Consider the following 24,436-nt stretch of genomic DNA (forward strand, 5'->3'; position numbering starts at 1 on the left):
GACGTACTCACGCTGCTCCCACGCTCTCCTCCAAAGGGGCGGGCCTGGCCTGGCTCGATCGGGCCGGGAACGCGCCCGTCCGGCGGAACGGCGCCGATCACCGGCAGCCTAGGACCGCCATTCGGCTGTGAAATGTCGGGAATCTTCCTGACTACTCGCCTTCAGACGGGCGATGCGACCGTGAAACGACTCGCCATCCGCGAGCCGGTCGATCCGCAGGGGAGTGATACTGATCATGCGGTCCGCACGCCTGACCGGTGACCGCAGGAAGCTGCTCGACCAGCTCCTGGACCGGCACCACGTGGCACCCGCCGACCGGCGGATCGCCCCATCGGCCGCGGACCGGGCCCGCCTGCCCCTCTCCTTCGCCCAGCGCAGGCTCTGGTTCATTCACCAGCTCGACCCCGGCTCCGCGCAGTACAACGTGGCCGGGCTCGTCCGCTTCGACGGCGCACTCGATGTGCCGGCCCTGAGCCGGAGCGTTGACGAGATAGTCCGCCGGCACGAGACACTGCGCACGACCTTCCACCAGGACGACGGGGAGCCATGGGCGCGGGTGGAGCCCGCGGACCCGGTCGAGCTGCCGCTCGTCGACCTGTCCTGCGTGCCGGAGGCGGAACGCGAGGCGGCCATGGCCGCGCGTTGCCACGCGGCGGCGCACCAGCCCTTCGACCTCACCCACGACCTCATGGTGCGCACGCTGCTCGTACGCACGGCGCCCCGCGAGCACGCCCTCGTCCTGTGCGTCCATCACATCGCCGCCGACGGCTGGTCGCTCGGGGTCATGTTCCGCGAGCTGACGGCCTTGTACGAGGCGTTCCGCGCAGGAGCGGAGTCCCCGCTCGCCGAGCTCTCGCTCCAGTACGCCGATTTCGCGATCTGGCAGGCCGGGCAGCTGGACGGCCCGTGGCTGCGCGGGCAACTGGACCACTGGTGCGAGCTGCTCGCCGGCTCCCGGCCCGTCGAGCTGCCCGGCGATGCCGCGCCCGGTACGGAGCGATCGGAACGCGGCGCGTCGGTGCCGTTCGACGTGCACTCGGACCTGGCGGGCCGGCTGCGCGCGTTCGGCGACGGCGAGCGCGCGACGCTCTACATGGTCCTGCTCACCGCGTTCGCCGTGTTGCTGCACCGGTGGAGCGGGCAGGACGACCTCGTGATCGGCGCGTCGATCGCGGGCCGCAACCGCGCCGAGATCGCCGACCTGGTCGGGCCCTTCACGAACACGCTGCCGCTGCGACTCGACCTGTCGGGGGAGCCGTCGTTCCGCGAGGCCCTGCGCCGCGTGCGGCAGGCGTGCCTGGACGGCTACGCCAATCAGGACGCGCCCTTCGAGCGAGTGGTGGACGAGGTCAACCCCGACCGTGACCCGGCGGCGCGCACGCCCCTGTTCGGGCAGACGCTCGTCGTGTACGAGACCCCGCACCCGAAGCTCCGCCTGCCGGACCTGGACGTCGAGGTCGCGCCCCTCTACACCGACACGGCCAAGTTCGACCTGCGCCTGGAGTTCACCCCTGACCATGCGGGAGCCCTGCACGGCCTGGTCGAGTACCCGGTGGACCGCTACGACGAGGCCGGCGTCCGCCGCCTGGCCGAGGCGTGGCGGACGATCGTCACCGCCGCCGTCGCCGAGCCGGACCGGAGCATCGGGCGGCTCCCGCTGATGGACCGGTCCGAGAGGGAGCGGCAGCTGCGCCTCGATCGCGCGGGCACGGGCCTCGCCGCGGCGGACGGCTGCCTGCACCGGCTCTTCGAGGACTCGGTGGACCGCCGGCCCGACGCCGTCGCGGCCGTGGACGACGGGGCCAGGCTGACGTACCGGGAGCTGGACGAATGGGCGAACCGGCTGGCTCACCTGCTGCGGGAGTCGGGGGTGCGGCACGAGGACACGGTCGGTGTCTGCCTGCCCCGTTCGGCGGAGCAACTGGCCGTGCTGCTGGGCGTGCTCAAGGCGGGGGCGGCCTACGTTCCGCTCGATCCGGCGCTGCCCGCCGCGCGGCTGGCGTTCATGGTGCGTGACAGCGCTCCGCGCGTGGTGGTGACCAGGGCCGGGCTGCCGTGCGGCGATGCCGGGCGGACGATCCTGCTGGACGACCTGGCGCCGCGGGCGGCGGGCCTCGCCGGGGCGCGGCCGGGTACGCGGGTCGATTCGCGCTCGGCGGCGTACGTGATCTACACCTCTGGCTCGACCGGGAGGCCCAAGGGTGTGGTCAACGAGCATCGCGCTCTGGTCAACCGGATCCGGGCGATGCGGGAGGCGTACGGGCCGGGGCCGGACGAGGCGGTTCTGTACAAGACGCCCATCGGCTTCGACGTGTCGGTCGGGGAGTGGGCGCTCGGCCTGGCCTCGGGCGCGCGGGTGGTCATCGCCGCGCAGGGCGGGCATCGGGACCCCGCGTACCTGGCCGGGCTCGTGGCGGCGGAGCGGGTCGGTACGGCGAACTTCGTACCGTCGCTGCTGGGCGCCTTCCTGGAGGAGCCGGGCGTCGCGGAGTGCGGGTCCCTGCGCCGGGTGTTGTGCGGCGGCGAGGTGCTGCCGCCCGACCTGGCACGCCGCTTTCACGAAAGGCTGCCGGACACCGAACTGTTCAACCTGTACGGCCCCACCGAAGCGGCCATTGACGTCACGGCCCACCCCGTGCCCCTGCCGCCGCCCGCCACGCGGATCCCGATCGGCCGGCCCGTCCCCGGTGCGCTCCTGTACGTGCTGGACCCTCACCTGGAGCCCGTGCCGGACGGCGTGCCCGGCGAGTTGTACATCGGCGGCGCACCCGTCGCCCGCGGCTACCACGCGCGGCCCGCGCTGACCGCGGAACGGTTCGGGCCGGATCCCTTCGGCACGGGCGGCAGACTGTACAGGACCGGCGACCGCGTCCGGCGGCTCCCCGACGGCACGATCGACTTTCTGGGGCGGCTCGACGACCAGGTGAAGATCCGCGGACACCGGGTCGAACCCGCGGAGGTCGAGGCGGTCCTCGCCGCTCACCCCAAGGTCGACAAGGCGGTCGTGGTCGCCCGCGATGGCGGCGGGGACGTCGGGCTGGCCGCGTACGTGACCATGCGCGAGGAGGACCTGGCCGCCGCCCCTCGCGAGGAACGCCCCGAAACCGAGGCAGTCGGGCACGCCGGCGAGACCGTCCGCCGCGTCATGGGCCTGCGCCCGTCGCGGGTGCTGCAGATCGGCTGCGCCGACGCGGCTCTACCGCTCAGCCTGGCGCCACAGTGCGACTCCTACCACCTCATCGGCGGATCCGACCTGCCCGGGATCGAGGACCGCCTGGGCGGGAAGGTGACGACGCTGCCGCGCCGGCCCGCCGACGACTTCTCCGGCCTTCCCGCGGACCACTTCGACACCGTGATCATCGACTCGGTGATCGGCGGCTTCCCCGATCTGGACCACCTCGTACGAGTCGTGGCAGGCGCCGCCCGGCTGTTGCGGCCGGGCGGCCAGGTGTTCCTCGGCGGCCTGCGCAGCCTCCCGATGCGGGAAGTGGCGTGGACCGCCGAGCTGCTGCGCGTCATGAAGCCAGACACACCGTGCGAGATCGCCAGGCAGGCGCTGGTCCGGCGCGTCGCGGCCGAGGAGGGGCTCGCGCTGGACCCGGCGTTCTTCCCCGCCCTGGTCGAGCGGATCCCGGAGCTGGCCTCGGCCGAGGTCCTGGCCAGGCCGCTCCCGGCGCCGGTGGGCGCCATCTTCGACGTCGTGCTCCGAACGGGACCCGTCAGAGAGCCCGCCGCCGTGCCCGGCGAGCTGGACTGGGGGGAAGGCGCGCTGGACGCCGCGGTCGGCGGGCCGGTCGTGGTGCGTGGCGTCCCCGACGCGGCGATCATGGATGAGGTGCGGGCCGCGCGTCTGCTGTCCGACCCCGGCGGCCCCCGCACGCTGGCCGGCCTGCGCCGTACGCGAGAAACCGAGCGGCTGGGGGAAGCGCTCGCGGAACTGCTGGATCTCGGCGCGCGCCTCGGCCGCACTGCGAAGCTCATCCCCGTGGCGGCCGGCGAGTTCGACGTCGTCCTCGCCGACGCCGGAACGGTCGTCACCATGCCGGCGGGCGGCGAGCGGCAGTGGGAGTCGTACGCGACCGCCCCCGTGCGCGCCGCAGCCCGGAAGCTCCTGGCACCGGAGCTGCGGAACTACCTGCGCGAGAGACTCGCCGAGGTCATGGTCCCCGAGACCGTCGTCGTCCTGCCCCGGTGGCCGGTCGGCCCGAACGGCAAGCTGGACAGGTCCGCGCTGCCACCTCCGGACGAGCACCGCCAGGGCGAGTGGACGGCGGACGGCGAGCCGCGCACGGACACCGAACGCGCCGTCGCCGGCCTCTGGCGGGCGGTGCTCTCGGTGCGGCGCGTCGGTGTGCACGACGATTTCTACGACCTCGGTGGCCACTCGCTCCTGGCCGCGCGCATCGTCGCGCGCATCCGGGCCGCCTTCGGCGTGGACCTCCCCCTGGGCGTGCTGCTGAGCAGCCCGACCGTTGCGGGAGTGGCGGAGTACCTGGACCAGGCCCGGCACGCAGGACAGGCCGTCAGGCCGATCGACCGGGCACCACGGCAACGGAGAGAGACGACATGACGTCGGAGGTCACGTGGCAGAGGTAACAGTGAGCGAGCCGATCGCCGCCGACACGGCCAGGTGGGCCGCCGAGCTCGGCGCGGAGGCGTTCGCGATGATGTCCCACCGAGAGCTCGGCAAGCTGGTACCGCCGGCCGAGTTCGAGCGGTTCCGCCGCCTGTGGGACGATCTGGAGCTCGACCCGGTCCTGCCCGGCGGCGGACAGTACAGGCTCCGCCGGTACGGCAGGCTGCTGGCGGAGGCGAAGGCCGGGAGCTACCGGTTCACCGCGCTCCCGCACGTGCCGTTTCGGCAGGACGCCGAGCACATCCCCGACTACGGTGGCCGGCCCAGGACGTTCGCGCCGATCCCGGACGAGACGCTGCTGAGCCCCGCGCTCACGAGCCTGGTCGCGGTGGACCTGGCGCTGGCCACCACACTGACGCCCGCCGACCGGTGGATCGTGGGCCTGCACATGATACGGGTGGTCGCCAAGGCCGGCGCCCCCGGGCAGGCGACCCCCGAGGGCCGCCACCGCGACGGGCACGACTACGTCGGCATGCACCTGATCGACCGGCGCGACTGCGAGGGCGGGCACTCGGTGATCTACCGGGAAGGGCGGCCGACCGTACGCCACACGCTCGCCACGGCGCTCGACTCGCTGATCGTGGACGACGACGCGCTCACGCACGAGGTGACGGCCACGGTGTCCGCCGGCCCCGACGCCGTGCGCGACACCCTGCTGGTCGATCTAAATGTCGACTGACGACGCCCTCGACACCTTGCGCCGGATGGTGGAGATCCCCTCCGTCACCGGGCAGGAGGCCGCGCTCGCGCGCTATCTGGCCGGCCGTATGACCGAGCTCGGGTACGCCGCCCGGATCGACGGGGCGGGCAATGCCGTGGGGGAGATCGGCGCCTGCCACGGTCCCGTGATCATGCTCGTGGGTCACCTGGACACGGTCCCGGGATCGCCGCCCGTACGGCAGGTCGGCGACCGGCTCTATGGGCGCGGCACGGTGGACGCCAAGGGCCCGCTCGCGGCCATGGTGCACGCGGGTTCGCGTGCCGCGGCCGAGGCGGGCGCCCGCGTCGTCGTGGTCGGCGCGGTCGAGGAGGAGGGGTCGTCCCGCGGTGCGCGGCACCTCCTGCGCTCGGCGCCGCCGGACGCGCTGGTGATCGGCGAGCCGAGCAGCGCGGGCGCGGTCGCGATCGGCTACAAGGGCCTGCTGCGCGTCGAGTGCCTGGTGCGTCGGCCGCCGTCGCACGCCACCAGCCCCGAGGAGAAGGCCGTCGAGGTGACGGTCGATCTGGTACGGGCCGTGCGCGAACGGCTCGCCGGGAACCACCCGGCGCAAGGCCCGCTGTTCGAGCGCGCCGTCCCCGTGCTCGTGCGGCTGGAGGGCGACCTCGCCTCGGCCCGCGCCGAGCTCGACTGCCGCGTACCCGAGGGGTTCGACGCGCCGGAGTTCCTCGAATGGCTGCGCGGCCTGTCGGACGGCACCACCGTGAAGGTGCTCGAGCACGTCCCGGCCGTGCGTACCGGGAGGACCGATCCGGTGGTCAGGGCGCTGAGCGCCGCGATCCGCCGCGAGGGGCGCGTGCCGGGAGCCAAGGTCAAGCTCGGCACCTCGGACATGAACGTCCTCGCCCCGGCGTGGCAGGTGCCGATGGCGGCCTACGGTCCCGGGGACTCGCGCCTCGACCACACCGAGACCGAGCACATCGTGCTCGGCGAGTACCTGTTCGCCGTGGACGTGCTGGCCGCGGCGCTGCCGGAGATCTCCGCCGCGCTGGCGGTCCGGCCTGAGCGAGGAAGGACTGATCGCCATGCGGCCGATCGTCGTGCTGGTCTCGCGGATACGCGTGGAGGAGAAGCTGCTGCTCGGTGAGCTGGAGCGGCGCGGGATCCCCGTGGAGGTGCTCGACACGCGCACCGCGGCGTTCGGCATGGAACGGCTGGACGGTCGCTACCGGGGCGCGCTGAGCCGCGAGATCTCCCACACCAGGAATCTGTACGCCTCCCGCCTGCTTGAGCACGCGGGCCTGCGCGTGGTCAACGACTCCAAGGTGGTCGCGCTCTGCGGGGACAAGCTCCTGACCACCCTCGCCCTGCGCGAGGCGCGGCTGCCGGTGCCCCGCTGCATGGTCACGCTCACCCCGGGCGCGGCGCTGGAAGCGCTCGACGGCTTCGGCTACCCGGCCGTGGTCAAGCCGCTGACCGGCTCCTGGGGACGGCTCGCGGCGCGCCTGGGCGGCAGGGACGCCGCCGAGGCCGTACTGGAGCACCGGGAGGCGCTGCCCGGCCCGGCGAACCAGATCACCTACGTGCAGGAGTACATCGACAAGCCCGGCCGCGACATCAAGGCGTACGTGCTGGGCGGCGAGGTCGTCGGCGCGATCTACAAGGTCTCCTCGCAATGGCGGACGAACACCGCGCGAGGCGGCCACACCCAGGTCTGCCCGCTCGACGACGACCTGGTGAAGCTGCTCGGCGCCACCGCGGAGGCGATCGGCGACGGAGTGCTCGGCATCGACGTGATCGAGGACCGCGACGGCAACCGTTTCGTCAACGAGGTCAACCACACGCCCGAGTTCCACGGCGCGATCGAGGTGCTGGGGACGGGACTGGTCGGCCGCTACGTCGACCACGTGCTCGAACGGCTTGACTAGCGATGACACCGACTGCGTTTGGAGGACGGATGCCCGTTGACGAGATCCCCTCGGGGCTGAGGTGCGAGGGCCAGCTCGTCCCCGCTCCGGCAGGCCGGTACGACTGGCTGCACCTGCTGCTGGACGGCGCCGAGCCGGGCGAGGAGGTCGACGAGGTGGTCTGGCTGCACTACGAGAACGCCGTGGACCCCGAGTGGCTGCGCACAGCGGCGGGAGAGCCGGCCACCCGCCTCCCGGTGACCCGCACGGAACGCCTGGTCCAGGTGCGCCTGCCGGAGCGGCCCGGCCTGCGAGTGGTCGCGATGACCCCGGCCGTGGCCGCCGTATGGGCAGAGGCGTCGGCTCCGTCCCTGCCGGGACGGGGTGGCAGATGAGCGGGCTGGCGATGTTCGGTGGACCGCGGGCGGTGCCCGCGGAACTGGCGAGCGAGGAGCACGTCGGCTGGCCCGTCGTCACCGACGCCGAGCGCGCGGCGGTCGTGGACGTGCTCGACAGCGGTCGCTTCACCTCCAACCAGCAGGCGGGCGAGGTGCAGGCGCTCGAACGGGAGTGGGCCGAGTACGTCGGCGCCCCCCACTGCGCGGCCGTGGTCAACGGCACCGCGGCGATCGAGCTGGCGCTGGCCGCAGCCGGGATCGAGGCCGGCGCGGAGGTGCTCATGCCCGCGCTGTCGTTCATCGCCGGCGCGGTCGCGGCGGTGCACCGCCTGGCGGTCCCGGTGTTCGTGGACGTCGATCCCGTCACGTTCACGATGGACCCGGAGGCGACGCGGGCCGCGGTCACCCCGCGTACCCAGGCGATCCTGGCCGTTCACCTGCACGGCCTGCCCTGCGAGATGGACGCCCTGCGCGCGCTCGCCGCCGAACGCGGCCTGGTGCTGATCGAGGACGCCGCGCAGGCCCACGGGGCGACCTACAGGGGACGCCGGACGGGTGCCCTCGGCGACGTCGCGACCTTCAGCCTCAACGTGGTCAAGAACCTGCCCACCTGCGGTGAAGGCGGCCTGGTGACCACCGGTGACGCGGACCTGCACCGGCGGCTGCTGCGTTACCGGCAGTTCGGCGAGGACCTGCAGGGGCGGCGCCGGCGCGACTACCTGTCGCACGTTCTGGCGGGCAACGCCAAGATCAGCGCCGTGCAGGCGGCCTTCACCCGGTGCCAGCTCGCGCGGCTGGAGGAGTACCGGCGGGCACGCGAGCGGAACGTGGAGTCGTTGCTCGGCCGGCTCCGCGAGCTGCCGGGATTCGTCCCGCCGAGTTGCCCGCCCGACCGCACGCACGCCTGGCACATCATTCGCTTCAGGCTCGACCCGGCGGCGCTGGACCATCCCGACCTGGCGCCCGGCGCCCTGCGCGCGGTGGCCGAGCGGGCGCTGCGCGCCGAGGGCGTACCCGTGATGCGATACCAGACGCTGCCGCTGCCGGAGCAGCCGGCCTTCCGGAGCAGGGACGGCTTCGCCGGCGGGTATCCGTGGCGGCTGCCGGGGGCCTGTTCGGCGCCGTACCGGCCGGAGGACTATCCGCGTACGCTCGCCGTGATCGAGGACTCGCTGACGTTGCAGCGCTGGCATCTCAACCCGGCCGCGGGATCGGTGCTGCGCCGGTGCGCCGACGCCTTCGAGAAGGTGTGGGAGCACCGCGACGAGCTGGCCGCGGCGGCCAGGGCGATGGACGATCGGCAGGCGATCTCATGAGCGGCTCTCTGACCGAGCGCGCCCTGCGCGTACGCGAGCGCATACTCAAGATCGGGGCGGGCGAGCACGGCACGCACGTGGGTGGCAGCCTGTCTGCCGCGGACCTGCTCACCGTCCTGTACGGAGAGGTGCTGCGGACCGACCCCCGCGACTGGTTCGTCCTCAGCAAGGGCCACGCCAGCGCCGCCCTGTACGCCGTCTTCGCCGAGTACGGGCTCATCCCGGAGGCGGAGTGCGACACCTACGGCGCGCCGGGCAGCCGGCTCGCCGGGCACCCGCTGCGCCGGCTCGGCGGCGTCGACTTCCCCACCGGCTCGCTCGGTCACGGGCTCTCGCTCGCCACGGGCGTGGCGCTGGCCGCCAAACGCGGCGGGCGGCTCGGCCGGGCCTTCGTCCTGATGGGCGACGGGGAGTTGCAAGAGGGGTCCGTGTGGGAGGCCGCGATGGTGGCCGCCCAGCTCCGGCTGGACAACCTGATCGCCGTCGTGGACCGCAACCGCTGGCAGATCAGCGGGCGCACCGAGGATTGTGTCGGCCTGGAGCCGCTGCCCGACAGGTGGCGGGCGTTCGGCTGGTCGGTACGCGAGGTGGACGGGCACGACCTGGACGCGTTGCCCGGCGTGCTCGGAGCGCCGCCCCCTGCGGCGGACCGGCCCACCGTCGTGATCGCGAACACGGTCAAAGGGAGCGGCGTGCCCATCTTCGAAGATCGCAAGAAGAGCCACTACGTCAAGCTCAGCCCCCAGCTCTACGCGCGGGCCTCCGCGGGGCTACGCAACCGGGCCAGGAGGTCACGATGACCGCGACACAGGCATGGGAGGAGACCTATGGGGGCGCGGCCCGTGACGTCTGCCGGCGTACGCTGCTGGAGCTGGCCGCGGCCGACCCGCGGGTGATCTGCGTCGACTCCGATACCGGCGGGCTGGAGGACCTGTTCGCCGAGCTGCCACGCCAGTACGTCAACGTCGGCATCGCCGAGGCGAACATGATCAGCATGGCGGCCGGCCTGGCCGCCGCCGGGTTGCGTCCCTTCGTCCATACGCTCAGCAGCTTCGCGGCGGCGCGGGCCTGCGAGCAGATCAAGATCGACGTGGCCGGCAACAACCTGCCGGTGCGGATCGTGGTGACGCACGGCGGCCTGTCCGCCGGGCACTACGGTCCCACCCACCACGCGGTGGAGGACGTCGCCCTCATGCGGACGATGCCCAACCTGACCGTGCTCGTCCCAGCCGACGCCGTTGAGGCCGATCTCGCGCTGCGCGCCGCGCACGAGCTGGCCGGTCCGGTGTTCCTGCGGCTGGGCCGCGCGCCCACGCCGCTCGTGCACCGGGGGCCGTGCGACTTCGAGGTCGGCCGGGCCCTGCGGCTACGTGACGGCGACGACGTGACGATCGTCGCGACGGGGCCGTACCCGGTGCTCATGGGGATCGAGGCGGTGGAACTGCTCGCGGGGCGGGGCGTACGGGCCCGGCTGCTCGATATGCACACGGTCAAGCCCCTGGACAGGGGGGCCCTGGTCCAGGCCGCGCGGGAGACGGGCGCCATCGTGACGGTCGAGGACCACGTGCTCGTCGGCGGCCTCGGCGGCGCGGTGTGCGAGGTGGTCGCGGAGGAACATCCGTGTCCGGTGCGCCGCATCGGCGTGCCCGACGCCTACAACGACCGGGTGGGTGACGAGCTGCACCTGCTCAACGAGGCAGGAGTGTCGGTGGAGCGGATCGCCGCGGCGGTGCTGGAGCTGTTGGGTGTGCGGGCGGGTCGGTGACGGGATCAGCCGCGCCGGCCGACCGGGGTACGCCACAGGGCCAGCAGCTCAGGCTCGCCGGCCCGGGGACAGGTGTATGCCTCCACGTCAAGGGAGGGGCGGTCGAAGAGCAGCAGCCGATCGCCGCCACGGTCGGCGGACGACGCCAGGCGCGCGCTCACCCCTTCGACGTCGGGCGTCTCGCCGTCCTCCCAGCAGTCGGCGCCCAAGAAGCGTGCCGGGCGGGCACCCAGGTCCGCGGCGTGCCGGGCGAGGGCCCGCACGGTGGCCCGGGAGCCGGGCTCCGCCTCGCCGAGCACCGCCGCGGTGCCGCCCTCGACGGCGAACCAGGCGATGACCGGGCGGCCCGCCGCCAGCTTCGGCTGCGTGCCCCACGGATAGGCCAGCGCCGGGCGCGGGACGCCCGCCCGCACCTCCATGACCGCCTCGGAAAGGGGCTTGCCCGGACTGGCGAGGTGCCCTGTCGTGCGGTATCCGAGGCGAGCGTACAGGGGCGCGATGCCCCGCTCCACCAGCGCCCAGACGACCACGTTCGCGACGCCCTCCGAGCGTGCCGCCCGCTCCAGCCCGAGCACCAGCTCGCGGCCCACGCCTCGCCCCTGCATGTCCTGGCGGATGGCCAGGCGGCGGATCTGCCACAACGAGGAGTCGCGCGGGATGGCGCGCACGTAGCCGAGCGGCCGGCCGTCGCCCGAGTGCGCCATCCAGAGCCGGATGCCTGCGCGCAGGTCCGCCTCGATGCTCTCGGCGGTGTCGGAGGCGCCGTCCGCAGCGGGCAGGCCGGGCAGCATGTCGCCGTCGGCGAATGCCGCACGGGTGATCGCGGCCATGGTGTCCAGATCCGCGCTCCCCGGCCAGGAGATCTCCGCCACGTGCCAACGGGGCGTGGCGGGCTGCTGCGTGTTCGCATCGAGGAGGTTCACATGTCGCATGAAAGCACTTGGGCCACGGTCCATCGGCGCCCATCAGGGATATTCCGGACAGTTGACCTGGGGTCGTACGCCGACTGCGTGGGCATCGAGTTCACCCGGCGGCCCGGTGACGGGGCCTTCAACATCTGGCGGAACACCTTCCCCGCCGAGGACCTGCCACGAGGGGAGATCGTGGACGTCGGCGGCGTCCCGTTCTGCTTCCCCGCGGCCGACGGGCGCCACCCCGACAACCTGCGCTGCCGGGGGCAGCGGATCGAGCTGCCGGTCGGGCGGGTGGACTGGCTCTGCTTTCTGGCCGCAGCCGAGCGGCGTACGGAGGACACGTTGAGCGTGCACTACGCGGACGGCGCGACGCGTGCGCAGTGGCTGCGGGTGTCCGACTTCTGGCCGGAGACGCCGCCCAGGTTCGGCGACGTGCTCGCCTTTCGTACGCCGTACCTGCTGTATCAGCGGCACGCGCAGAGCGGGATGGCACCGGCGATCTGGCGGCAGCGGGTGCCCGTGACGATCCCCGGCGACGTCGCGGCCGTCACCCTGCCGGAGAATCCGGCGATGCACATCTTCGCCCTGACCCTGCTGACCGAGGAGGAAATGTGAGGGTCGAGCTACCGGGGATCCGGCACTGGCGGCACGACCTCACCGGGTGCCTGCACGTCGCGATGGCCGTGTTGCTCCAGCACCGCGGGCTGAACCCGGTCGAGGTGCTCGGAGCCGCCTGGAGCTTCGACCATCGCCCTGAACGGCTGCGCCGCGAGGAGTACTACTTTCCGGGAGGCGAGGACGACCTGCTGGCCGCGCTGGCTCCCTACCACCCGCTCACCTCGCGCTGGCACTCGCCGGCGGACGCCACGGCCGGGTGGCTGGAGGTCAGGGACGCCGTCGCCGCCGGGCAGCCGGTGGCCGTCTCGGCGGACAACTACCACCTGCCGTTCCGCCCGGCCTTCGGCGATGTGCACACCAACCACCTGATCACCGTGTACGGCTTCGACGACGAGCTCGACATCGCGCTCGTGATCGACTCCGTGCCGCCCCGATACCGTGGTCCGCTGCCGCTGCCCGCCCTCGCGGCGGCCCGCGACTCGGGCAACCCCGTCGTGCACGACCGGGATCTGTTCTTCACCGGGCAACCCATCGGCAACCGCTGGCTGGAGGCCGAGGTGACCGGAGAGATCCCCGCCTTCGACCGCGACTTCGTCCGCCTGGCCATCGAACGCAACGCCGCCGCCCTGCACGCCGCCGAGCCCGCCGGCCGGTACGCCGGTCTGGCGGGGCAGGAGCGCTTCCTCCTCGACATCGCCGGCGAGCTGGCCGAGGGCAGCACGGGCGCGATCGACGAGACGTTCGTGGTGGCCGGTCCCGCCCTGGCCGTGGCCGGGCTGCACGCCGAGTGGCTCGCCCACGCCGGCCGCGTACTCGGCGAGCCCCGCCTGCTGGAGTCCGCCCGCCTCGTCGAGCGGGTGGCACACCACTGGTCCGCCGTCCGGATCATCGCGGGCGCCGCACGGCCCGACCCGGCCGCCGCCGCGGGCTCGATGCGCTCGCGGACCCGCGAGCTGGTGGCCGACCACGTGCGGGCGCTGGAGAGCACCCGGCGCGCGGTGGGGACGACCGCCCTCGCGCGGTGACCGGAGTGGGTAGGGGATTGTCCCGACTTCAGGCCGGCGGCGGTTCGGACGATCCTGATCAGGCGTGCTCAAGCACGCTCCGATCGGAGGGAGCCGTCTATGTCGGATGTCGGTGTGTCCGAGGTGCGCTGCCCGGCGTGCGAGGGGGATGTCGAGATCGACTCCTCGACCCGGCAGTTCGAGATCGTCGAATGCCCCGACTGTCGTTCCGAGCTAGAGGTGATCGGCCTGAGTCCCATGACGCTGGCGCTGGCGCCGGAGGTCGACGAGGACTGGGGCGAGTAGCGTGGCTGCCGATCGGCTCCGGGTCGCCGTCTTCGGCGCCTCCGGCTACGTCGGGGGCGAGTTGCTGCGACTGCTGCTCGGGCATCCGCAGGTTGAGATCGCCGCGGCCACCTCTACCCGGTACGCCGGGCGCCCAGTGGGCACGGTGCACCCCAACCTGCGGGGCCTGACCGGCCTCCGCTTCCGCTCGCCGGAGGAGATGGGCGGCTTCGACGTCGTCTTCCTCGCGGCCGAGCTGCAGACGGCGATCAAGGTCGGCGCCGACCTGGCGAAGCGCAACGAGTGCCTGATCGACCTCAGCCCCGCCTACCGGCTGCGTGACCCGGCCGTCTTCGAGCGCTACTACGGCACCGCGCACACCGCCCCTGAGCTGCTGGGCTCGTTCGTCAGCGGGCATCCGGAGGACAACCGGGCGGCGCTGCGCACGGCCCGCCTCGTCAGCGTCCCCGGCTGCATGGTGATCGCGACGCTCATCGCGTTGCGGCCGTTCGCGGCGGACGACCTTGTGGACGGCGACGTGATCGTGGACTGCCGCATCGGCTCCAGCGGGTCGGGTGCCGCGGCCGAACGCCTCAACCTGCACGCGGAACGCAGCGGGGCGCTGCGCGTGTTCGCCCCGCACGGGCACCGGCACGAGGCCGAGGTGTGCCAGGCCAGCGGACTCGCCGTGCGGATGACCGCGACCGGCGTCGAGGCCGTACGTGGAGCGCAGGTGGTGTGCCACGTCCCGCTACGCAGGCCGCTGAGCGAGGTAGAGATCCGCCGCCTGTACCGGGACGCCTACGCCGACGAGCCGTTCGTCCGCGTCATCGCGCAGCGCCGTGGGCTGTACCGGCTGCCTGAGCCCAAGATCCTCATCGGCTCGAACTTCTGCGACGTCGGCTTCTCCGTCACACCGGACGGGCGCCGCGTCGTCGCCGTGGCCGCGCTGGACAACCTGATGAAGGGCAGTGCGGGCACCGGCGTGCAGTGCCTGAACATCCGCATGGGCTGGCCGGAACGGCTCGGCCTGGCGTTCGCGGGTCTCCATCCGATCTAGAGTCCGGGGGCGGTCATGTCAGACGGGATCACCGTGGTCAAATGCGGTGGCGCCGCAGGGGTCGATCCGGCGGCCGTGTGCGCCGCCGTCGCGGCCGAGTCGGCGGCCGGTCGCCGTCCTGTCCTCGTTCACGGCGCCTCCGCCGAGACCACGGCGCTGGCGGGCAGGCTCGGCGTGCGCCTGCGCGAGCTCACCGGCCCCGGCGGCGAGGTCAGCCGCCACACCGACGCCGCCGCGCTCGAAGTGCTCGTCCTGGCCCTGGCGGGCCGGGTCAAGCCGGCGCTGGTCGCCGAGTTCGGGCGGCTCGGCGTGCCTGCCGCTGGGCTCACCGGCCTCGACGCGGGGCTGCTGCGGGCCCGCCGCAGCACCACGGTGCGCGCGGTGGTGGACGGGCGCGAGGTCGTGGTGCGCGACGACCACAGCGGCCGGCTGACCCGAGTGGATCCCACGCTGCCGCGGCTCCTGCTCGACGCCGGGCTGCTGCCGGTCGTCTCTCCACCGGCGCTGGGCGAGGACGGCGCGCCCGTCAACGTCAACGCCGACCGGGTGGCCGCCGCCCTGGCGGTGTCCCTGCGTGCCGAGCGGTTGGTCCTGCTGACAGCCGCGCCCGGAGTGCTGGCCGACCCGTACGACGAGCGGAGCGTACGCAGGGACTACCGGCTCCCGCCCCGGGGGGTCGCGGACCCGGCGGTGGGCGGCGGCATGACCGTCAAGCTCCTGGCGTCCAGGCAGGCGCTCGAGGGCGGCGTACCGGAGGTGCTCATCGCCGACGGCCGCTCCGGCGACGCCGTACGGCAGGCGCTGGCCGGTACCGCCGGCACCCGCATCGCCCTCACCGACTCCACAGACCTCCGGTGAACGCGTCACCGGCCGGCCCCGCCCGCCCGACGAACGCTTCGGCGGCCGAACCCGCCCAGGAGGCTCCCGCCCGATGAACGCCGTACCGGCCGACCCCGTACTCCTTCTGCAGCGGCTCATCCGTTTTCGCAGTGTGAACCCACCCGGGGAGGAGGGCCCCTGCGTCGCCTACGTCGCCGACCTGCTTCGCGACGCGGGCATCGACGTACGGCTCCTCGCCCGCGACCAGGACCGTCCCAACCTCGTGGCCAGGATTCCCGGGCGGGGACTGGCGCCGCCCCTGCTGTTGCACGCTCACGCCGACGTCGTGCCGGTCGAGGGCCAGGACTGGACGGTCCCGCCGTTCGAGGGCCGTCTTTCCGACGGGCACGTCTGGGGGCGGGGCGCCATAGACATGAAGGGCGGCCTGGCCATGATGCTCAGCGCCCTGACGCGGCTGCGCGCGGACGGCGAGGACCCGGCCGGGGACGTACTGGTCGCGGTGTCGCCCGACGAGGAGACGGGAAGCGAGATGGGTGCCCGTTACCTCGTCGATCACCACGCCGAGCTGTTCGACGGCGTCCGTTACGCGATCGGCGAGGACGGCGGGGCGATCTTCGGTGCCGGAGGGCGGCGATGGCATCCCGTCGTCGTGGCCGAGAAGCGGGCCTGCTGGATGCGGGCCACGCTACGCGGCCGGGGCGGCCACGCCTCCAGGCAGGGCTGGTCAGGCACGGCCATGGCCGCGCTGACCCGCATGCTCGGCGCGCTCCAGACCGGCCGGTTGCCCGCCCACGTGACCCCGGCGTTCGAGCGGATGGCCGCCGAGCTCGCCGCCTTCTCCGACGGGCCGCTGGCCGGCCGCATGAAGGCGCTGATCCACGACCCGGCGGCGGAAGTGCCGTACGACCTGCTCCCCGAGGCGGACGCCGTCTATCTCGACTCGGTGATCAGGAACACCGCCAACGCCACCATCGTGCGTACCAGCGACAAGATCAACATGCTGCCCACCGAGATCACGGTCGACATCGACGGCCGGATTCTGCCCGGCGAGTGGAGCGCGGACGACTACCTCGCCGAGCTGCGGACGCTGATCGGCCCCGAGCCCGAGATCGAGGTGCTGCTGGAAGGGCGGCGGTCGGCTCAGCCGGTGTTCGGCACCTTCTACGACTCGCTCGTCTCGGTGTTGCGCGAGAAGGACCCGGACGGCGTGCCGCTGCCCATGATGACCCCCGCCTCCACGGACGCGCGCCTTTTCGCCGGGCTGGGCATCGCCTGCTACGGGTGGCTGCCGCTGCTGACGTCGCCCGGCAGTCGCTACCAGGACACGATGCACGCGGCCGACGAACGCGTACCGGTTGAGGCGGTGCGCTTCGGGGCCGACTGCGTGCACCGCCTGCTGTCGACGTACCGCTGATCGAACGGGAGAGAGAATTGCCGGCAGACGCGAACGGCACGCTTGTCACACTCCTGCGGGCGCGGGCCGCCGCCGCGCCCGGGGACGTCGCGCTGGAGTTCGACGACGGGAAGGAGGAGGCGATCGACTACGCCGGGCTCGACCGGCGGGCCCGCGCCCTCGCGGCGCTCCTGGCCGAGCACGCCGGGCCCGGTGAGCGAGCGCTGCTCGTGTATCCGCCGGGCCTGGACTACGTCGCGGGCTTTTTCGGTTGCCTCTACGCGGGTCTCGTCGCCGTCCCGGTCTACCCGCCGGTCGGTGGGCGGGGGCTGGAACGGCTCCAGGCGATCGCCGCCGACGCAGGGGCGGCGCTCGTGCTCACCGACGCCGCGGGGCTCGCCGTGACCGCGCCGCTCCTGGACCTCGCGCCATCGCTGCGCTGGCTGGCCACGGACGCCCTGTCCGGCTCGTACGCGGACGCGTGGGACGGCGCGCACCCCGCCCGAGACGATCTGGCGCTGCTGCAGTACACCTCCGGCTCAACCGGGCGGCCGAAGGGGGTGATGGTGCGGCACGGCAACCTGATGGCGAACGCCGGGTCCCTGGCACACGCGCTCGGCCTGGGCGCGGACAGCCGGGGCGTGAGCTGGTTGCCGCCGTACCACGACATGGGGTTGATCGGCGGGATCCTGCAGCCGATCTACAGCGGCTTTCCCTGCACGCTCATGTCGCCGATGTCGTTCCTCCGCTCGCCCTACCGCTGGTTGGAGGTCATGAGCAGGAAGCAAGCCACGATCTCCGCGGCGCCCGATTTCGCCTACCTCGAATGTCTGCGCAGGATCGGCGCGGAGGAACGAGAGAGCCTTGACCTCAGCGCGTGGCGGCACGCACTGGTCGGCGCGGAACCGGTACGCGCGTCCACGCTCGACGGGTTCGCGCGCGCGTTCGGGAGCAGCGGGTTCCGCGCCACGTCGTTCTATCCCTGCTACGGCCTGGCCGAGGCGACCCTGTTCGTCACCGGCGGCGCCGTCCCCGGGACTGGGCCGAAGGTGATCGAGGTCGACCGCGAGGAGCTGGAACGCGGCCGTGCGGTGATGGCGGACCGGCCGGGAAACGGGGACAGCGGCAGGGACGGCGGCAGGCGGAAGGTGGTGCTGACGGGGTGCGGGAGCAGCCGCAGCGATGACCTGGTCGTCGTCGTGGACTCGGCGGGCCGCGCCTGCGCCGACGGTGAGGTCGGTGAGGTGTGGGTCGGCGGCTCCACCGTCGCGGCCGGGTACTGGCGGCGCCCCGCCGAGACCGAGCGGGCGTTCCTGGCGCGGCTCGCGGGAGAGGGGGAGCGGGCGTTCCTGCGTACCGGCGACCTGGGGTTCCAGCACGACGGCGAGCTGTACATCACCGGCCGGGCCAAGGATCTCATGGTGATCCGCGGACGCAACCATCATCCGCAGGACGTCGAGGAGACGGCGTCCGCCGCGCACCCTCTGCTGCGGCAGGGCAGAGCGGCGGCCTTCTCCGTGGACGACGGAGTCGAGGAGCGCGTGGTGCTCGTTCACGAGGTCACGGGCGGCTTCCAGGCGTCCGACGGTGCGGCGGTGATCCGCGCGATCCGCGCGGCGTTGGCCCTGGAGCACGGGCTGGACCTGAGGGATGTGGCGCTGGTCCGCGCAGGCAAGATACCGCGCACGACCAGCGGCAAGGTCCGGCGGAGCGAGTGCCGCGCACGGTGGCTGGCGGGCTCGCTCGGCATCCTCGCCAACGATCGGCCCGCCCCTTCCGGCCAGGTGGCGCGGACGGTGACGCCGGTGACCGAGCTGGTCGCCGCGGCGATCGACCTGCCCGCTGCCGAACTGGACGTGGACCGGCCGCTCGTCGGCCTTGGCCTCGACTCATTGCGCGCCGCCCGCCTGTCGGCGCAGGTGGAGGCATCGGGCGTCCGGATGCCCCTGGACCGCCTGCTGAACGGAATGTCCACGAAGGAACTCCAGCAGGCCATCGACGATGGCCGCGCCGACACCGGGCGGATGCGGCGCGGCGGAGCGCCGGAGCGGGCGGGCGCGGCTTCGGGCGGCGGGTCGGGGCCGGTGCGCCCCTCACCCGCGCAGGAGTGGATCTGGTCGCTCGACCAGCTCGGCGCCGGTGGGGCGTATCACGTCCTTGCGGTTCTGCGGCTGCGGGGGCCGCTCGATGCCGGGCTGTTGCGGGCCTCGCTCGGTGTCCTGGTCGAACGGCACGAAGCGCTCCGCTCGGTCTTCGCGGCCACTCCCGAGGGCGGCTTGGAGGTCACCGTGAGGCCGGTCGGGGATCTCGACCTTCCGACGGTGGATCTGACCGGTGCGGCGGAGGGCGCCGCCAGGGCCGACGAGTTGATCCGCGACCTCGGGGCGGAGCCGTTCGATCTCGCTGAGGGGCCGCTGTTGCGGATGATGGCGATCCGGCTCGCGGACGACGACTGGCGCCTGGGTGTGGCCGCTCATCACATCGCCGTGGACGGCTGGTCGCTCGGCCTGCTCGTACGGCGGCTGGGGGAGTACTACGGCGCGCTGGCCGAAGGAAGGCCCCTTCCCGGGCTGTCGGCCGCACGTCTTGTGCCCGCGGACGGGGACACCGAGGCGCACGAGGCGTTCTGGCGGGACCGGCTCGCCGGCGCGCGGGCCGTCGAGTTGCCGGCGCACGCGCCGAGGCCGCGCACGCCCTCGTGGGCCGGGGCCTGGCTGCCGTTCGAGCTGGACGAGTCCCTGGCGGCACGGCTGCGGGCGCGGGCGGCCGAACAGCGGGTCACGCCGTTCATGTTCCTGCTGGCGGCGTTGTCCGCTGTGCTGAGCCGCTGGAGCGGGCAGGACGATTTGGTGGTCGGCGCCCCTGTGGCCGGCCGCCCACATCCGGAAATGTCAGAACTCGTCGGCTCGTACGTCAACACGCTGCCGCTGCGCATCGACACCTCGGGCGATCCCACATTCGCCCGATTGCTGGACCGGGCACGCGACACCTGCCTCACCGCGTACGCGCACCAGGATCTGCGTTTCGAGCGGATCCTGCGGGCCGCGGGCGGTATGCCGTCAAGGGACCGCGGGCAGCTCGTCCGTGTGCTCCTGACCTTCCAGACCTTCCCGCTCCAACCCTGGGAGGCGGGTGGGGTGTGTGCCGACCCCGTCGAACTGCCCTCCCCGGGCGCGCAGGCCGAGCTCGCGCTGCATCTCACCGAACGTCCGGACGGAACACTCGCGGGTCACGCCGTCTACGCGACCCATCTCTTCGACGAAACCATGATCGCCACGCTGCTCGACGGGCTGACCGCGGCTGTCACAGCGGCGGTCGAGAACCCGGACCTGCCGGTACGCGACCTCCCCCTGCTCGGCGAGCCCGCACTCCACCGAATCCTGGACGAGTTCAGCGGCGCGCGCAGCGCGCCGGAGCCCCCCGGAATGATCCACGAGCTGGTCGAGAAGCAGGCGGAGGCATGCCCGGACCGCGTCGCGGTGCGCTCGGACGACGGCGTGCTCACGTACCGCGAGCTGATGACCCGCGCCGACCGGCTCGTCCCGCGCCTGCGCTCGCTCGGATGCGGCCCGGACGCGCTCGTCGCGGTGTGCCTGCCGAGATCGCCGGCTCTCCTGGTGGCGCTGCTCGCCGTTCTGAAGGCCGGCGGCGCCTACCTGCCCCTGGATCCCTCGTATCCGCCCGAGCGGCTGGCTTTCCAGCTCTCCGATACGGGCGCGTGCGCGCTCCTCACGACGCGGGACACGGCTCCGGGCGCGCACGAAGGGCTCGCCGTGCTGTTCCTCGATGAGGACCCCGGCCCCGCTGCCCCCGCCGCCGTCGCGCCGCCCGCGGCACGCCCGGCGAACATGGCGAATCTGGCGAACGTCCTCTACACCTCTGGCTCGACCGGCCGGCCGAAAGGGGTGATGACCAGCCATGGGAGCCTGGCGGGCCGGCTGGCCTGGATGCAGGAGGCGTACCCGCTGCGGTCTGGCGAGGTCGTGCTGCACAAGACGCCCGTCGGTTTCGACGTGTCGGGGTGGGAGCTGTTCTGGCCGCTCATGGCCGGGGCGACGGTCCAGCTGGCGCGTCCTGGCGGCCACCGGAACCCGGACTACCTGGCACGCACCATCCGGGAGCAGGCGGTGTCGGTGTGCCATTTCGTCCCGTCCATGTTGCGCGCCTTCCTCGACGAGCCGGCCGCCGCCGGGTGCGCCGCCACGCTGCGCCATGTGATCTGCAGCGGGGAGGAGTTGCCGCCCGCGCTGGTCGCGCGCTTCCACCGCACGCTGCCCGGCGTGGAACTGCACAATCTGTACGGTCCCACCGAGGCCGCCATCGACGTGACCGCGCACAGGGTCACCTCGGACGACACCGTACGCACCAGGGTGCCCATCGGGCGAGCCGTCCCGGGAGCGCGGCTGTACGTCCTCGACCCGTATGGGCACCCGGTCCCTCCCTACGTCCCGGGCGAGCTGCACATAGGCGGACCGGCCGTCGCCCGCGGCTACCACGGCCGCCCGGGGCTGACCGCGGAGTGCTTCGTACCCGACCGGCTCACCCCAGGGGGAAGGCTGTACCGCACGGGGGATCGCGCCCGCTGGCTGGGCGACGGGCGCCTGGAGTTCCTCGGCAGGCTTGACGACCAGGTCAAGATCCGGGGCGTACGGATAGAGCCGGGCGAGGTCGAGAACGCCCTGCTCGCCCATCCCGGCCTGAGCGCCTGCGCCGTGCTCGTGGAGGGGGCGCGGGAGGGCCGCCCGCGGCTCGTGGCGCACGTCGTGCCCGCCGCGGCCCGGCCGCTGCCCGAGGGCGCGCACCTGAGGGAGTTCCTCGCGCGGCGCCTGCCGGCCGCCATGGTGCCCACGGCCTTCGTCCGGCACGCCGAGTTGCCCTTGGGGGCCAACGGCAAGCTGGACCGTACCCGGCTGGCCGGCGGGGTCGCGTTGCCGATGCGCGACGCCCCGCCCACGCCGCCGCGCACCGTGATCGAGCGCAGGCTCGCCGGCATCTGGGAGGAGGTGTTGGGCCTGACGGCCGTGTCGGTGACCGACGACTTCTTCGACCTGGGCGGCGACTCCCTGCTCGCCACCCGGATCATGGCCAGGATTCACGGCGTCTTCGGGGTGCGCCTCCCCATCGAGGAGTTACTCGTCAACGGGCTGACGATCGAGAGGCTCGCGGGCGCGCTGCCCGTCTTCCAGGCAGAGCGGGCCGACCCGGAAGAACTGCGCTCGCTGCTGCACCAGGTAAGCGACCTGACCGACGAGCAGGTCACCGGCCTGCTCGACGGCGCGTGAGGGCATGAAGGCGCCGTGAAGCGGATCTGAGCCACCCTGGCCGTAGCGTGCAACGGTGAGCACCAACCCTGTAGGCAGTGCGACGAAACTCTTCCTGGACGGGCGCGTGGACGCCGATCTGGCCGCCGTACTCGACGGCACGGCCACCGGCGTGCGGGTGATAGAGGTCAGCGGGGAGGCGGGCGTGGGCAAGACCCGCCTGCTCGGCGAGATCACCGGGTACGCCCGCGACCACGGCTGGACAGTGGTCTCCAACATCTCCGGGACCGCACCTCGTGACCTGCCTTTCGGCGCGTTCGCCGATGCGCTCGACGACATACTCGCCTTCTGCGGCGATGGCCTGGTCGCCGGCTTCTCGTACGAGCACGTACGCTGGCTGGCCGGTACGTTCCCCGCCCTGGCCACCGCCGCGCCGGGCGCCGACCCCAGGGAGTTCAAGGAGCTGTACCACGCCTTCCACGCCGTCCGCGGCCTGCTGGGGGCATTATGCCTGGAGGTGGGCGGCAACGGCCTCGTGGTCATCATCGACGACGCGCACCGCACCGACGACGCCTCGCTGGAACTGCTGCGCCAACTGGCCGGCCGGCCGCCGAGTGCCGGCCTCATGCTGGTGGTCGCGCACCGGCCGCGCCAGGCCGACCGGATGCTGCGGGAACTGCTCGCCGCCGGCGATGCGGCGGGCGTGGTCCGCCGCATCGAGCCGGCTCCCCTGGAGGAGCGGGAGGCGCTCGCCCTCCTGCCCGGCTCGCTGAACGAATTTCGCCGGCGGGGCATCGTCCGCGCGGCCGGGGGGAATCCGGGGACGCTTGAGGCGCTGGTGCTGGCCGGCGCGGCGCCGTACCCGGACGAGGAGCCGGCGAGGGAGCTTCCCGTGGCTGTCATGTCCCGCTATTTTCGGGACATCCGCGCACTGTCGCCCCTCGGCACGCTCGTCGCACAGGCGCTGGCCGTCACCGGCGACCCGTTCCGGATGGATCTGCTCAGGGCGGTGGCCGAGCTTTCCGAGCCGGAGGTGTGGGCGGCGCTGGACGAGCTGGTCGGCGACGACGTGCTGCGTGCTGAGGGCACGCTGCTCAGCTTCCGGTTCCGCGACCCCTTCCTGCGCGGCGCGGCCTACCGGTCGGCCGGCGCGGGCTGGCGGATCGGCGGCCACAGCCGGGCGGCCGCCGTCCTGCAGGCCGACGGGGCGCCACCCACGGTCCTCGCTCCGCATCTGGTGCACACCATCGCCGCCGGCGACGAGGCCGGCGCTCGGATCCTCTTGGACGCCGCGCGGGCCTGCGTCTGGTCCCGGCCGGCGCGCACCGTCGCGTGGGCGCGGGCCGCGCTGCAGTCGCTGGAGCCCGCGGCCGAGGCGCCCGCCGGCCTGCTGCTGGTGCTCGGTGAGGCGCTGGTGATGACCGGCTCGTACGCGGACGGTGTCACGTATCTGGGCGCCGCGTGCGCTCACGGCGACCGGGCTGCCGGCGTGTGGGCCGAGGCCGTGGAGTGGCAGGCCCGCGGGCTGCGGCTGCTCGGACGGCACGCCGAGGCCACCGGCCGGCTGCGCGCGGCCCTGAACGGGCTTTCCGCCGACGCCGATGATCACCGCCTGCGGCTGCGGATGGAGCTCCTCGCCGCGGAGTTGGACCGCGACGGCGCGCCGGACCGGGCGCGCGAAGCCGCGGCCCCCAGGCCCGCCCCGCCGTCGGATCCCGCGCTCGGCGCCCACCTGCTGGCGTTGCTCGCCGCCGCGGACGTCAGGCAGGGCGTCACGGGCGGCATGGAGACCCGCGTGGACCAAGCGGCCAGGCAGGCCGACTCCCTGTCCGACGACGAGATCGTGCGCCATCTCGAACTGCTGCGCTGGCTCGGCGGGGCGGAGCTGTCGCTGATGCGGTACCAGGCGGCGCGCGGGCACCTCGAACGCGGGCTCGCCCTGTCCGAGCGGTGCGGCCTGCTCTTCCTGACCGCCTCGTTCTCGGCCCAGCTGAACGACCTGCTCTCCCGGCAGGCCGACGGGCCGGAACCGGATCCCGGCTCGTCCCTGCGGGATCCGGGCGACATTGCGGTGGTGAACCAGTTGCGGCAGCTCAGCGGGCGGGAGCTGGAGATCGCCATGCTCGTCAGCGACGGTCGTACGAACCAGCAGATCGCGCGGGCGCTCGACCTGAGCCACAAGACAGTCGAGACATACCTCGCGCGGATCTTCAAGAAGCTCGGCGTCTGCTCGCGGGCGCAGGTGGCGGCCCTGATAGGTCGCTACGGCCACACGGGAGACCAGCTCCACAAGGTGAGCTGAGCGGGCGAACCCCGGCGCTCGCATCGGGCCGGCCGGGTGACGTCGGGGAAAGTCCCGACGTTCCATTCGCCGGGCGACG

General features: G+C 73.2%; 17 protein-coding genes. 16 read left to right on the forward strand and 1 reads right to left on the reverse strand.

The genetic code is table 11. The features are described 5' to 3' along the window. Positions 1-235: 235 nt before the first annotated feature. Genes B0I32_RS34915 through B0I32_RS34950 form a run of 8 tightly spaced genes read left to right on the forward strand, consistent with a single transcriptional unit; the run spans position 236 to position 10,680 of the window. Complete coding sequence (locus tag B0I32_RS34915) at positions 236-4,570, forward strand: non-ribosomal peptide synthetase (RefSeq protein WP_146178420.1); 4,335 nt, start codon at positions 236-238, stop codon at positions 4,568-4,570. 13 nt (positions 4,571-4,583) lie between these two features. After that, positions 4,584-5,315 carry a 2OG-Fe dioxygenase family protein gene (locus tag B0I32_RS34920; protein ID WP_146178421.1) on the forward strand — a complete coding sequence of 244 codons (732 nt, stop codon included), beginning with the start codon at positions 4,584-4,586 and terminating at the stop codon, positions 5,313-5,315. Beyond that, complete coding sequence (locus B0I32_RS34925) at positions 5,305-6,441, forward strand: M20/M25/M40 family metallo-hydrolase (protein WP_106247080.1); 1,137 nt, start codon at positions 5,305-5,307, stop codon at positions 6,439-6,441. The genes B0I32_RS34920 and B0I32_RS34925 overlap by 11 nt, the downstream gene beginning before the upstream one ends. Then, positions 6,380-7,222 carry a lysine biosynthesis protein LysX gene (lysX, locus tag B0I32_RS34930; RefSeq protein WP_219912155.1) on the forward strand — a complete coding sequence of 281 codons (843 nt, stop codon included), beginning with the start codon at positions 6,380-6,382 and terminating at the stop codon, positions 7,220-7,222. The genes B0I32_RS34925 and lysX overlap by 62 nt, the downstream gene beginning before the upstream one ends. A gap of 29 nt (positions 7,223-7,251) precedes the next feature. Continuing rightward, the gene (locus B0I32_RS34935; RefSeq protein ID WP_106247081.1) at positions 7,252-7,596 is read left to right on the forward strand and encodes a hypothetical protein; all 345 of its coding nucleotides are present in this window, start codon (positions 7,252-7,254) and stop codon (positions 7,594-7,596) included. After that, positions 7,593-8,915, forward strand: a complete 1,323-nt coding sequence (locus B0I32_RS34940; protein ID WP_106247083.1) for a DegT/DnrJ/EryC1/StrS family aminotransferase — start codon at positions 7,593-7,595, stop codon at positions 8,913-8,915. The genes B0I32_RS34935 and B0I32_RS34940 overlap by 4 nt, the downstream gene beginning before the upstream one ends. Then, entirely contained in the window at positions 8,912-9,715 is an 804-nt protein-coding gene (locus B0I32_RS34945) for a transketolase (RefSeq protein WP_106247084.1), read from the forward strand. The genes B0I32_RS34940 and B0I32_RS34945 overlap by 4 nt, the downstream gene beginning before the upstream one ends. Then, positions 9,712-10,680 (forward strand): transketolase family protein, encoded by a 969-nt coding sequence (locus B0I32_RS34950; RefSeq protein WP_106247086.1) that lies wholly within the window; start codon positions 9,712-9,714, stop codon positions 10,678-10,680. Before B0I32_RS34945 ends, B0I32_RS34950 begins: the two co-directional genes overlap by 4 nt. A gap of 5 nt (positions 10,681-10,685) precedes the next feature. Here B0I32_RS34950 and B0I32_RS34955 read toward each other — a convergent pair whose 3' ends face one another. After that, positions 10,686-11,603 carry a GNAT family N-acetyltransferase gene (locus B0I32_RS34955; RefSeq protein WP_181308106.1) on the reverse strand — a complete coding sequence of 306 codons (918 nt, stop codon included), beginning with the start codon at positions 11,601-11,603 and terminating at the stop codon, positions 10,686-10,688. Positions 11,604-11,690: 87 nt separating this feature from the next. On the opposite strand from B0I32_RS34955, the gene B0I32_RS34960 reads away from it, so the two are divergent. From B0I32_RS34960 to B0I32_RS34995, 8 genes are all read left to right on the forward strand, one after another. Next, on the forward strand, positions 11,691-12,209 hold the full coding sequence (locus B0I32_RS34960; RefSeq protein ID WP_219912156.1) for a hypothetical protein: 519 nt from the start codon (positions 11,691-11,693) through the stop codon (positions 12,207-12,209). Then, positions 12,206-13,237, forward strand: a complete 1,032-nt coding sequence (locus tag B0I32_RS34965) for a BtrH N-terminal domain-containing protein (RefSeq protein ID WP_106247091.1) — start codon at positions 12,206-12,208, stop codon at positions 13,235-13,237. Before B0I32_RS34960 ends, B0I32_RS34965 begins: the two co-directional genes overlap by 4 nt. Positions 13,238-13,336: 99 nt before the next feature. Continuing rightward, the gene (locus B0I32_RS34970; protein ID WP_106247093.1) at positions 13,337-13,522 is read left to right on the forward strand and encodes a lysine biosynthesis protein LysW; all 186 of its coding nucleotides are present in this window, start codon (positions 13,337-13,339) and stop codon (positions 13,520-13,522) included. Position 13,523: 1 nt separating this feature from the next. Next, positions 13,524-14,561, forward strand: coding sequence for an N-acetyl-gamma-glutamyl-phosphate reductase (gene argC / locus B0I32_RS34975; RefSeq protein ID WP_106247095.1), 1,038 nt, complete (start codon positions 13,524-13,526; stop codon positions 14,559-14,561). 15 nt (positions 14,562-14,576) lie between these two features. Then, positions 14,577-15,419, forward strand: coding sequence for a [LysW]-aminoadipate kinase (locus B0I32_RS34980; RefSeq protein ID WP_106247096.1), 843 nt, complete (start codon positions 14,577-14,579; stop codon positions 15,417-15,419). A 73-nt stretch (positions 15,420-15,492) separates the two neighbouring features. Further along, complete coding sequence (locus B0I32_RS34985; RefSeq protein ID WP_106247098.1) at positions 15,493-16,815, forward strand: M20/M25/M40 family metallo-hydrolase; 1,323 nt, start codon at positions 15,493-15,495, stop codon at positions 16,813-16,815. A gap of 17 nt (positions 16,816-16,832) precedes the next feature. Further along, a complete protein-coding gene (locus B0I32_RS34990; protein WP_106247099.1) occupies positions 16,833-22,076 on the forward strand; it encodes a non-ribosomal peptide synthetase in 5,244 nt (1,747 codons plus the stop codon). A gap of 55 nt (positions 22,077-22,131) precedes the next feature. Beyond that, the gene (locus tag B0I32_RS34995) at positions 22,132-24,357 is read left to right on the forward strand and encodes a helix-turn-helix transcriptional regulator (RefSeq protein WP_106247101.1); all 2,226 of its coding nucleotides are present in this window, start codon (positions 22,132-22,134) and stop codon (positions 24,355-24,357) included. Positions 24,358-24,436 lie beyond the last annotated feature (79 nt).

Source organism: Nonomuraea fuscirosea (assembly GCF_003001935.1).
Taxonomy (GTDB): domain Bacteria; phylum Actinomycetota; class Actinomycetes; order Streptosporangiales; family Streptosporangiaceae; genus Nonomuraea; species Nonomuraea fuscirosea.